The 11,873-nt window shown below is 38.7% G+C and carries 8 protein-coding genes and 1 tRNA gene; 3 read left to right on the top strand and 6 right to left on the bottom strand.

Features of this window, described 5'->3' with window-relative positions; genetic code table 11:
* Positions 1 to 88 precede the first annotated feature (88 nt).
* The 5 genes from PH4a_RS08710 to pepA all read right to left on the bottom strand — a co-directional run bounded on the left by PH4a_RS08710 (position 89) and on the right by pepA (position 6,575).
* The gene (locus PH4a_RS08710) at positions 89 to 256 is read right to left on the bottom strand and encodes a YhfL family protein (protein WP_064718668.1); all 168 of its coding nucleotides are present in this window, start codon (positions 254 to 256) and stop codon (positions 89 to 91) included.
* A 413-nt stretch (positions 257 to 669) separates the two neighbouring features.
* Complete coding sequence (locus PH4a_RS08715; RefSeq protein ID WP_129039181.1) at positions 670 to 1,179, bottom strand: GNAT family N-acetyltransferase; 510 nt, start codon at positions 1,177 to 1,179, stop codon at positions 670 to 672.
* A gap of 398 nt (positions 1,180 to 1,577) precedes the next feature.
* Positions 1,578 to 4,466 (bottom strand): valine--tRNA ligase, encoded by a 2,889-nt coding sequence (locus PH4a_RS08720; protein WP_129039183.1) that lies wholly within the window; start codon positions 4,464 to 4,466, stop codon positions 1,578 to 1,580.
* 13 nt (positions 4,467 to 4,479) lie between these two features.
* Positions 4,480 to 4,929, bottom strand: a complete 450-nt coding sequence (locus PH4a_RS08725) for a DNA polymerase III subunit chi (protein ID WP_129039185.1) — start codon at positions 4,927 to 4,929, stop codon at positions 4,480 to 4,482.
* Positions 4,930 to 5,066: 137 nt separating this feature from the next.
* Positions 5,067 to 6,575: a leucyl aminopeptidase gene (pepA, locus tag PH4a_RS08730; protein WP_064718671.1), complete on the bottom strand. Its 1,509-nt coding sequence runs from the start codon at positions 6,573 to 6,575 to the stop codon at positions 5,067 to 5,069.
* 286 nt (positions 6,576 to 6,861) lie between these two features.
* On the opposite strand from pepA, the gene lptF reads away from it, so the two are divergent.
* Together lptF and lptG are read left to right on the top strand one after the other, a co-directional pair.
* A complete protein-coding gene (gene lptF, locus PH4a_RS08735; RefSeq protein WP_129039187.1) occupies positions 6,862 to 7,959 on the top strand; it encodes an LPS export ABC transporter permease LptF in 1,098 nt (365 codons plus the stop codon).
* Positions 7,959 to 9,038 carry an LPS export ABC transporter permease LptG gene (gene lptG / locus PH4a_RS08740; protein ID WP_064718673.1) on the top strand — a complete coding sequence of 360 codons (1,080 nt, stop codon included), beginning with the start codon at positions 7,959 to 7,961 and terminating at the stop codon, positions 9,036 to 9,038. The genes lptF and lptG overlap by 1 nt, the downstream gene beginning before the upstream one ends.
* Before the next feature lie 88 nt (positions 9,039 to 9,126).
* Here lptG and ampH read toward each other — a convergent pair whose 3' ends face one another.
* Positions 9,127 to 10,353 carry a D-alanyl-D-alanine-carboxypeptidase/endopeptidase AmpH gene (ampH, locus tag PH4a_RS08745; RefSeq protein WP_129039189.1) on the bottom strand — a complete coding sequence of 409 codons (1,227 nt, stop codon included), beginning with the start codon at positions 10,351 to 10,353 and terminating at the stop codon, positions 9,127 to 9,129.
* Positions 10,354 to 11,740: 1,387 nt separating this feature from the next.
* On the opposite strand from ampH, the gene PH4a_RS08750 reads away from it, so the two are divergent.
* Positions 11,741 to 11,825 (top strand) — tRNA-Leu (locus PH4a_RS08750).
* Positions 11,826 to 11,873 lie beyond the last annotated feature (48 nt).

The following is an 11,873-nucleotide window of genomic DNA, read 5'->3' on the forward strand; positions in this document are numbered from 1 at the left end:
AATAAAATTAATTATTTTATAAGATAATAAACTACATTCTTTCTTAGCAACAATAAGTCAGAATGTAGTTTATTAATAAATTTATTTCTTATTTACTTGTGTCGCCACAGCCACCAATGATTTTAGAAATAGAAACTGCCGGATGCAATAAATAGTCGTAGTTACAGTCTTTTTCTTTATTGTATACGCTACCAGTACAACCAGTCATAACGGTGATAACAGAAGCAAGAAGTGCAATCTTAACAAAGTTTTTCATGAAAAATTCCTTTTAAATTTTAGAGTAATAAAAATCAATGCATGATTTTATCTGTATAAAGATATTAAAATAAATAAAAATAGCAATGTGAAAAAATAGAATTTTTAAAATAAAAAATAAGATAAAAAATATTTTATTTAAGAAATGAAATATGATTATTTATAGTGAAATGAAAAATAATTTAAACTTTATTAATTTGATAGTATTTAAGGAAAAAACCGAGTCACTCATAATTAAATAATAAATTAATTAGAAAAAGAAGGGGGAAGGAAACGGCTCTTTTATATCATTTTGATAAATAGGAATTGTGTTGATAGATGCTATTTGGCGTTGAAAAACCCACATATTATTGTGTGGGTAAGATAGATTGTTCTTATTTTTTAATCGGGGGGTGTTAAGGTAACGTTAAACGACTATAGGTATTTCAGCATACGGATCTCACAGTCACCATGACCCGTGTTACCCAATGCTTCATCAATAAATTCAAAACCAAGTTTTTCATATAAACCGATAGCCGCTTTCAGAATATCTGTTGTTTCTAAGTAGCAGCGGCTATAGCCCTGTTCTTTACCAAAGGCCAAGGATTGCTGAACGATTTTCTTCGCAATACCTTTGCCTCGTAATACCGATGATAAATACATTTTCTGTAGTTCACAGGTATTACTATCGCCACCAGCAAGTGGTGCAACACCGCCACCACCAACGATTTCGCCATCCATTTCAACAACCCAATAAGCACTACGAGGTTGATGATAAACGTCATATAGGGTATCTAAAATAGGGTCGCCAACAGCAAAACCTTTATCGGCAGTTAAGCCATGCTCGGCAGAGACTTCACGAATAATGCGTGCAATGCCCGCATTGTCTTTTTCTTCAATAACTCTGATAACAATATTTTGTGTTGTAGCTTGGATTGCAGTCATAGTTGCACTCATCGTTTTTACTTTTTAGTAGAATATTTTTTGATAACTTATTGAGAGAGCACCGGAAAGGAACTTCTTCATAGGAAGTAGCATTGATAGCTACAAAATCCATCTTAATTGATTTGAGATGATTGTAAACAGCGAAACTGACTCATTGATAAAGTAAGGCTAATTATTAATAGTTTTATATTTTATTAATCAATTAAATCAAAGAGGAAATAGAGAGATTAAAATATGTTTATAAATAAATGAACTCGAAAAATGATAACAATTAAGTAGAAAATAGTTTTCTTTGGCCCTGGTTTTTATTGACGATAAAATAAGTAAAAACCCGCGATAAATGCGGGTTTTAGTGCCAGTGTTCAAGCCACTATAAAAGTGGCTTGTTGATTTATCACTTACAGTGAAGCAATTGAGATCTTCTGGGCAATCAGCTTTTCTTTTGCACTTAAGCAAGTCGCTAAACGTTCACGCTCTTTAGCAACAACCGCTTCGGGGGCACGGCTAACAAAGCCATCGTTAGAAAGTTTGCTATCTAAAGTAGTAATATCTTTTTCTACTTTTTCTAGCTCTTTATCTAAGCGTGCAAGCTCTGCATCTTTATCAATAAAGCCAGCCATTGGGATCAGCAATTCTGCACCGCTAACCAATTTGGTTACAGATAATGGTGCTTCTTCGCCTTGCGCTAATGGACGAATATCTTCTAAACGACCCATCGCCTTCAAGAAACCGATATTGTCAGTGACACGACGCTTCGCTGTATCATCAGCACCACGTAAGATAACTTCTAACGGTTTACCCGGAGAGATATTCATTTCAGCACGAATATTACGTACAGCAACGATAACTTCTTTGATCCACTCCAAATCGTTTAGCGCTTGTTCATCCACTTGAGCGGCATCGAAAGCAGGGAAAGGTTGTAACATAATCGTTTCGCCTTCAACACCTTTCACTTCCTTCACTCGCTGCCAGATAGTTTCTGTAATAAATGGAATGATTGGGTGTGCAAGACGCAGTAAGCCTTCTAACACCTCAATTAACGTATGGCGAGCCGCACGTTTTTGCGCATCATTACCTTTGTGTACCGCAGGTTTTGATAGCTCCAGATACCAGTCACAGAACTGGTTCCATGTGAACTCATATAAAATACCTGCTGCAATATCAAAACGGTAGTTATCTAACGCTTCGCGATAGGCTTTAACGGTATTATTAAATTCAGCTAAGATCCAACGGTCTGCCAGCGAGAGTGTCATCTCTCCACCTTGGTAACCACAATCTTGTTCTTCGGTATTCATCAGCACAAAGCGGCTAGCATTCCATAGCTTGTTACAGAAGTTACGGTAACCAGACAGGCGCTTCATATCCCAGTTGATATCACGACCCGTAGAGGCTAATGCCGCCAAAGTGAAACGCAGTGCATCTGTACCGTGGGCTTCAATGCCTTCTGGGAACTCTTTGCTCGTACGTTTACCAATTCTTTCAGCCATTTGAGGCTGCATCATGTTACCCGTACGTTTTTCTAACAGCGCTTCTAATGAAATACCATCAATCATATCTAAAGGATCAAGTACGTTACCTTTAGATTTTGACATTTTCTGGCCTTCTTCATCACGAATAAGACCCGTCATATAAACGGTATTAAATGGAACCTGTGGTTTACCATCTTCGTCTTTAATAAAGTGCATGGTCATCATGATCATGCGTGCGATCCAGAAGAAAATGATATCAAAGCCACTGACCAATACATTCGTTGGATGGAATGTTTTTAGTGCTTCAGTATTTTCAGGCCAGCCTAATGTTGAGAATGTCCATAATGCAGAAGAGAACCAAGTATCCAGCACATCTTCATCTTGGCGTAATGCGACATCAGCAGCGATATTATTTTCACGGCGAACTTCTTCTTCGTCACGACCAACGTAAACATTACCTTGATTATCGTACCAAGCTGGGATGCGGTGACCCCACCACAGTTGACGCGAAATACACCAGTCTTGAATGTCGTTCATCCAAGAGAAGTACATATTTTCGTACTGTTTTGGCACAAACTGGATATCGCCATTTTTAACGGCTTCAACAGCGGGTTTTGCTAAAGGCGCAGCGCGCACATACCATTGGTCTGTGAGTAAAGGCTCAATAACAACACCACCTCGGTCACCATAAGGTACGGTTAAATCGTGAGGTTTGATCTCTTCTAATAAACCTAAACGTTCAAATTCAGCAACCATCGCTTTACGTGCAGCAAAACGTTCCATGCCTTGGTAGGCTTGTGGGATCTCTGTGCTGTAAACGTCAGTCTCGACACCGTTAGTATCTAATACTTCGGCACTCACGCGAATATTGCCATCAAAATCCATGATATTAATCATTGGTAATTGATGACGGCGGCCTACTTCATAGTCATTAAAGTCATGAGCAGGGGTGATTTTTACACATCCCGTGCCTTTTTCCATATCAGCGTGTTCATCCGCTAAAATTGGAATACGACGGTTGACGATAGGCAGAATAATTTCTTTACCAATTAAGTCTTTATAACGTGGATCTTCAGGGTTAACCGCAACACCTGTATCACCTAACATAGTTTCTGGTCGTGTGGTTGCGACAATCAGGTAATCTTTACCTTCAGCGGTTTTTGCGCCATCCGCTAATGGATAACGCAGATGCCACATAAAACCTTTTACTTCACGGTTTTCAACTTCAAGGTCAGAAATTGCAGTGTGTAATTTAGGATCCCAGTTAACAAGGCGTTTACCGCGATAGATAAGGTCTTCTTTATGTAAGCGAACAAACGCTTCTTTAACGGCTTTTGATAGACCTTCATCCATGGTAAAGCGCTCACGCTCCCAATCCACGGAGTTACCTAAACGACGCATTTGGTTAGAAATGTTACCGCCGGATTCAGCTTTCCATTCCCAAATTTTGTCAATAAATGCATCACGACCATAGTCATGACGATTTTTACCTTCTTCAGCAGCAATTTTACGTTCTACTACCATTTGTGTCGCGATACCGGCGTGGTCTGTACCTGATTGCCATAAGGTATTTTTACCTTGCATACGCTGGTAACGGATCATGGTATCCATAATGGTTTGCTGAAAAGCATGACCCATATGTAAGCTACCAGTAACGTTTGGTGGTGGGATAACGATGCAGAAACTTTCCTGGGTCGTATCACCATTAGCTTTAAAATAACCGTTTTTTTCCCAGTGTTGATACAGAGGTTGTTCAATCTCTGCTGGGTTATAAGTTGTGTCGAGCGATGGCTCTTTAGGTGCGGATTTATTTTCCATATTCTTTACGTATTCAGTAGGTTGGCGGCGTAGCCATAGTCAAAGTAAAGCCGACGCTACGATAGATTTTATATCGCTCACGCGCCAACTGTTTCAATTGTTCATCGATAGGTACAAAGTCTATCACTTCATGGAAAGCTGTGGCAAAGTCTGAAAATTGAGATTGCAAATTAATTAAGAGATCACGAGGGGCATTTCCACGCTTACCAGGCCAGCATAGTTCAACAGGAGCGCCATAACGAGGTCCTTCACCTGCTAAATTATGAGGTACAAACTGATGAGGCTCTCTTGCCCATAGCGCTTCATCAAGTAACTCAGCTTGTGCCTGTGACTCGCAAACGAGCAAAATACGTTTACCTAATCGCCAATGAGTAGCGATAAGTTGACAGGCAAGCCACTCATGAGCCTGTAGATCTTCATGTATTGATGGATGTTCCATTAAATAAAACGTGGCGTTTTTCATGATATCCCGATAACAGAAGGGTATTGCGTTGCAATACCCTTCTTTGAGTCTGCTCTATTAACCGTAATAATTAACTAGCTATTAAGTACGTCGCTAGCAAATTAGGATAATACCTTTACCCTAATAATTATGCGGTATTAATCGTCGCTATTCAAACCCGCACGATTAAGTAAGAACTGAGACAGTAAAGAAACAGGACGACCTGTTGCGCCTTTCGCTTTACCTGAACGCCATGCAGTACCTGCGATATCTAAGTGTGCCCAGTTGTATTTGGTTGCAAAACGCGCCAAGAAACAGCCCGCGGTAATAGCACCGCCTAAACGGCCACCTGTATTGGCTAAATCAGCAAAATTAGATTCGATTTGCTCGTAGAACTCATCGCCTAATGGTAAACGCCATGCACGATCACCTGCTTGTTCTGATGCATTCATTAATTCATGAGCTAATGGATTATGGTTTGACATTAATCCACTGTAATGATGCCCAAGAGCGACCATACATGCACCCGTTAGTGTTGCGATATCGATAACTAATTCAGGCTCGAAACGTTCTACATAAGTTAATGTATCACATAATACTAAACGGCCTTCCGCATCAGTATTAAGTACTTCAACCGTTTGGCCTGACATCGTAGTGAGAATATCACCTGGACGATACGCTTTGCCACCTGGCATGTTTTCGCAGCCAGCAAGTACACCAATGACGTTGATAGGTAATTGCAATTCAGCAACGACGCGCATCACACCATAAACAGTTGCGGCACCACACATGTCATATTTCATCTCATCCATGCCATCAGCAGGTTTGATTGAAATACCACCAGAGTCAAAGGTGAGTCCTTTACCCACTAATACGATAGGACGTACTTGCGGATCTTTACTGCCTTTGTATTCGATAATCGACATTAAAGATTCATTTTGCGAGCCTTGGCCTACTGCCAAATAAGCATTCATGCTCAGCTCTTTCATTTGCTCTTCGCCGATAACACGCGTTGCAACATTAGGTGCTGTATCTGCTAATTGACGCGCTTGAGAGGCTAAATAAGCGGCATTACAGATATTTGGTGGCATGTTCGCTAAATCTTTACAGGCTTTAATTCCTGATGCGATAGCTAAACCGTGAGCGATAGCTCGTTCACCACTTGGTAACTCACGACGAGTTGGCACATTAAAGACCATTTTACGCAGAGGACGGCGTAATTCAGTTTTATTACTTTTCAGTTGATCAAAAGTATAGAGGCAATCTTTTGCAGTCTCGACAGCTTGACGAACTTTCCAGTAATTATTACGGCCTTTAACATGTAACTCAGTCAGAAAGCAGACTGCTTCCATTGAGCCCGTCTCATTGAGCGTATTAATTGTTTTCTGAATGATTTGTTTATACTGACGTTCATCCAGCTCACGTTCTTTACCACAACCAATGAGTAACACGCGCTCAGAGAGAACATTTGGTACATGGTGAAGCAGCAATGACTGGCCGACTTTACCTTCCAGTTCACCTCGACGTAATAAGGCGCTGATGTAACCATCGCTGATTTTATCTAGTTGCTCCGCTATCGGAGATAAACGACGAGGCTCAAACACCCCCACGATAATACAAGCGCTGCGTTGTTTCTCTGGGCTGCCGCTTTTTACATTAAACTCCATGCGTTCTCCTGAATATTAAAGACAAAGACGGAAAGTATCGTTTAGAATAACGATCCGCATTAATCTACCCCATAGAAAGTTTACTTTTTATGTTAAGCTAAATGCATTAATTGAACACAACTAATTTAGCTAACTTATAAGCTTGTTCTTATTGGGAACCTGTTTATAGCATGTTTTGATATCATTTGGGCTGCAAGAATATCTAACTGAGATGCGCAAATGATAGATAGACAACGAAGTTAGCGATTTTCCTGCAAAAAGACAAGTTTTCACAGGCATAACTAGCGTGATTATAATTCGATATTTAGCTCGGGAAACCCTTAAAAGTCAGATAGCCATCTTATTTATTTTGATGCTTATCTTTTTTAGCCAGAAATTGGTTGAAATTTTAGGGGCAGCAGTAGAAGGGAATATCCCTACTAATCTTGTTATTTCTCTGCTGTGGCTGGGAATACCAGAGATGGCACAGCTTATTCTTCCACTAAGCCTTTTCCTTGGGCTCTTGATGACTTACAGCAAACTTTATGTTGAAAGTGAGATAACCGTCATGAATGCGTGTGGAATAGGTAAGAAAGCCTTAGTGCAAGCTGCACTTCTGCTGTCATTACTGACAACCGCATTAGCCGCAGGGAATGTTATTTGGCTTATTCCTTGGTCATCAGTGCACCAAGAGACAGTACTTGAAGATGCTAAAGCAAATCCAAGTTTAGCTGCATTGATGGAAGGGCAATTTAAAATGTCCAGCGACCGCAATATGGTGCTTTATCTTGGTAGTGTAAAAGGAAATCAGTTCCAAGATGTTTTCCTTGCACAAGTACGACCAACACAAGATCAGCGTCCTTCTGTGGTTGTTGCAGATAAGGGCTATACCAAAGAATTACCAAATGGTAATCAGATTGTGGTCTTGAGTGAAGGTACTCGCTACGAAGGTACTGCGGTATTGCGTGATTTCCGTATTACTGATTTTACCGACTACCAAGCGGTCATTGGGCACCATGAGTCAACCATCAACAGTAATCGTGTCGAACAAAAAACCATGTCAGAGTTATGGCACTCGACAGAAGCAGAATCTATTGCTGAATTCCATTGGCGATTAACGCTGATTTTCTCTGTAGTCATAATGGCGGTAATGGTCGTACCTTTAAGTGAGGTAAATCCTCGTCAAGGTCGAGTATTAAGTATGTTGCCAGCAATGCTGCTCTATTTGGTCTTTTTCTTATTACAAAGCTCTTTGCGCTCTAGTGGAGAAAAAGGAAAAGTAGATCCTTTAATTGCAATGTGGGCGGTAAATGGCGCATATCTGGTATTGGCTATCTTGTTTAATATTTGGGATACCTTGCCAATGCGTAAATTACGCTCTCGCTTTAAGAAAGGAGTTGCCTGATGTTTGGTGTATTAGATAGATATATCGGGCGTACTATATTGCAGTCTATTTTGATGACGCTTTTCTTACTGGTATCACTCTCTGGCATTATTAAGTTTGTCGATCAGCTGCGTAAAGTAGGGCAAGGTGATTTCACCACATTAGATGCTGGTATTTATGCCATTTTAAATATCCTAAAAGATGTGCAAATTTTCTTCCCTATGGCGGCATTACTCGGTGCATTGTTGGGGCTAGGTGCATTAGCCACGCGTAGTGAGTTGGTGGTAATGCAAGCTTCTGGTTTTACCCGTTTGCAAATTGCGGGCTCGGTGATGAAAACAGCAATACCGTTGGTGTTACTCACAGTCTTGATTGGTGAATGGGGCGCACCACAAGGCGAGCAATACGCTCGTAACTATCGTGCAGAGAAAATCATGGGTAACTCTTTGGTTTCAACTAATCGCGGTATGTGGGCAAAAGACGGTAATCAGTTTATTTATATCAACCGTATTAAAAGTCAAAATGAGATGCAAGGTGTATCACTATATGACTTTAATGAAGATAGAAAACTGGTATCAGTTCGATACGCTTCTAGTGCGACGTATAATAGCGAGAAGAAAACTTGGGTATTAAAACAAGTTGAAGAATCGAATTTAAGTAATGAGCAACAAATCACGGGCAAAAAACAGGTTTCAGTCGAGTGGAATACACGTTTAACGCCTGAAAAACTGAGTGTTGTGGCATTAGATCCTGATGCTTTATCCATTAGTGGTTTATATCAGTACGTTAAATATTTAAAACAGAGTGGGCAAGAGTCTGGTAATTATGAGCTGAACTTTTGGAAAAAAATCTTTGCTCCTGTTTCTGTTGCGGTAATGATGCTGATGGCATTGTCATTTATTTTTGGGCCATTACGTACGGTACCCATGGGATTAAGAGTAGTAACAGGTATCGCTTTTGGCTTCTTGTTCTATATTGTGAATGAAGTTTCGGGGCGATTAAGTTTGGTATATGGCATTCCGCCAGTTATTGCTGCTTTAGTTCCAGGAATATTATTTCTTACTCTTAGCCTTTGGTTATTAATGAGACGTAATCGTTAAAAGATAGAGCATAATAAAAAGTAAAAGCACCTTTGATTAAAAATCGAAGGTGCTTTTTTATTGGTTATTTTATGGATGTTTTATCGTGTTATTGATAAAAATCTTTTGCTAAAGCACGCACCAGGGCATTGGTACCTTGTGTGACTTCGCTAAATTTAGTGCCATTAGGTTTACGTGTTATCACCACAAACACTCCAATATTAAGTTCTGGAATGGTGGCCATATAAGTGTTAAACCCACCACCACCACCGGTTTTTTGATAAATAGCTGGAATACCATTTGCAGGAGCCATATAAACCCAACCTAAGCCAACACCATCAGCACGCCCGGCAACATCCATACCTTCTATTGAAGAGAGTTGATTACGAGGAAAATAGATAGATTGCTCTTTACTTGCTGTTGCTTTTCTCATGGCGTTATGTGAGGTTAAAAAACCTTGCATCCAGCGTTGCATATCGGCCGGTGTTGAGTAAACCCCACCACTACCTGCTGCCGCTAAAGTATCTGAGCATGGGCTTGGACGATAACCCACTAATAAACGCTGACACTGCGCGGGTGTTGGCGTCAGTGTGGTATCTCTCATACCCGCAGGTTTAGCGACATATTGTTGTAGTAATTGAGGATAGCTTTTGCCAGATGCTTTAATTAGCGCATCAGCAAGAAGATCATAAGCTAAATTAGAATAAGCAGCGCTATTTCCAGCAGGCGAAGTTAATGTCGCTTTCTTCAACCAATTCCAACGATCACCATGTGTCGGCCAAATAAAAACAGGTCTCCCCCATTTTCCGCCGGGCTGCTCACGAGGAAAGCCACTAGTGTGGCTAGCTAAATGATAAAGACGAATAGGCGACTGTGCACTGACTAATGGGATATCAACACCATAATAATTATATTTTTGCAACGGATCTGTCACTAACAGTTTGCCTTCATCTTGCAGTTTGAGCATGATTTCGCTCGTCATTAATTTAGTAATAGAGGCAATACGGATAAGTGAATTCATTGTTGGAGCATTACGGCTTTCAGGTGTTGTGGTACCAAATGCACGATTCATAGATTGATCATTATTGATCATCACAATGACCATACCTTGCGGATTACTTTTTTGATAAATCTGTGATGCATATTTATCAAATAGAGCGCTGGCATTTCGGGCATTTGGCGTTAACGTTGTTGGCCACTGCGTTAGCTCAGGTACATTCTGGCTAAATGGTGAAGAAGGCAATGATGCTGGTGGTATTGATGATCGCTGGCTACAAGCATTTAGCGTTAACATGGCAAGAGGGAGCAATAGATAATTCAGAACATGTTTTTTCATTTTTACGATCAACAAAAGTAAGTGAGTAGAAAGAGTATGAGCAACATAAATCCATTTATGTTCTGGTTTGTGCTGTTTTCGTCGTGCTACTTCTTGTTTTTATTTATCATTTTTAGTACAGCGCCTAATATAATACCAACAAACATACCTGTTATAATCCAGCCAACAATGCCCATAACCCCCCCAATCTATCAGATTTAAACTAAATTTTGATTATATTATCAGAAATAAGAATGTCTATCAGTGCAAGTGTGAGTTAACAAAAATATAAAGATAAATGTGTCAAATTGTCATAACTCAAAAATTTTTACGTGGGGTATCACAAAAAGACAATAAATATTCTTTTTTTTTACTATCAAAAAGAGAAATTAGTATTACAGCTAAGTTACAATCTGGCCTTAAGTTCTGCTATTTCAATCTAAATATTAGCTTTTCTTTATTATTCAGTTAGCATATGTTTATCAAGAAAATGTTAATTAATAGAGTTATCATTCAATACGGTTAGGGTTATTAATTTTTTATTTTAAATTTTATCTTTTTATGATGTTATTTTTAGTATTATATAAAGATAATATAATGGTGTGTCATATTTTGTAATAATTTATTCGTTGTGAGATTCACAAATTAAACTTATTATAGCTTCATCGAGTTAAGAGCCAGTAAATTGTTTTAAATAGAGCAAAGATAACACAGCAAATAATAGAGATTTAATAAAGTAAATTATAAATAAGAATAAACTTTTAGTTTTACATTATTATATATTAAATGAGACGTTCCTTTAAATACATTACAAAGTATCTAGAGTTAAAATGAATTTCTTTGTTTTAATAAATAAATATTTTTAATTAAAAATAAAATATCTATTTATTAATAGGGTTATCTCTTATATCAAAAGTAAGTTTCTTTTTTATTAAAGTAGTACTTATATATTAGAAAATAACTTCCTATATATTAATAAAAAATAACTACTATCTTCCTCACACCAGGGAAGAAAGGGCAGTGACGCTAAAACAATATTTATAGTCATTAAAACAAAACTAAGCCCTCAATTAGAAGTACTGTTGGATCAAAACACTAACCCAAGTTTTGATCCTTTTTTTGCTTTTCGATATATAAAATAATTTATATCGAGATATCGATATAAATTAACCAATATAAATATATTGATAATTTAATCATAATATTTATCTAGGATTAAGGATTAAGGATTAAGGATTAAGGATTAAGTATAGCTAATAATTGATTGGATAGTAAAAATAGCAGATTTTATATACACAAAAAGTAAGATATGCACTTTTTTTCGCCAATCAGCCTGAAAATCAACAATAATTGTTGCGGGGCTATTTAACGCAAGTATAATGGGCGGGTTTTCCAGATACACTTCAGTGCCGGAGTGGCGAAATTGGTAGACGCAGTTGATTCAAAATCAACCGCCTTCGGGTGTGCCGGTTCGAGTCCGGCCTTCGGCACCAAAATAAGACGCCTAAGAGCGTCTTTTTTTATGTCCAAAATCTGCGTTT

It is taken from the genome of Proteus hauseri (assembly GCF_004116975.1).
Lineage (GTDB): Bacteria > Pseudomonadota > Gammaproteobacteria > Enterobacterales > Enterobacteriaceae > Proteus > Proteus hauseri.

Excerpts from the sequence above, each read along its gene's own strand:
- PH4a_RS08710 (WP_064718668.1), bottom strand. The coding sequence starts at position 256 with ATGAAAAACTTTGTTAAGATTGCACTTCTTGCTTCTGTTATCACCGTT.
- PH4a_RS08715 (WP_129039181.1), bottom strand. The coding sequence starts at position 1,179 with ATGACTGCAATCCAAGCTACAACACAAAATATTGTTATCAGAGTTATT.
- PH4a_RS08720 (WP_129039183.1), bottom strand. The coding sequence starts at position 4,466 with ATGGAAAATAAATCCGCACCTAAAGAGCCATCGCTCGACACAACTTAT.
- PH4a_RS08725 (WP_129039185.1), bottom strand. The coding sequence starts at position 4,929 with ATGAAAAACGCCACGTTTTATTTAATGGAACATCCATCAATACATGAA.
- pepA (WP_064718671.1), bottom strand. The coding sequence starts at position 6,575 with ATGGAGTTTAATGTAAAAAGCGGCAGCCCAGAGAAACAACGCAGCGCT.
- lptG (WP_064718673.1), top strand. The coding sequence starts at position 7,959 with ATGTTTGGTGTATTAGATAGATATATCGGGCGTACTATATTGCAGTCT.
- ampH (WP_129039189.1), bottom strand. The coding sequence starts at position 10,353 with ATGAAAAAACATGTTCTGAATTATCTATTGCTCCCTCTTGCCATGTTA.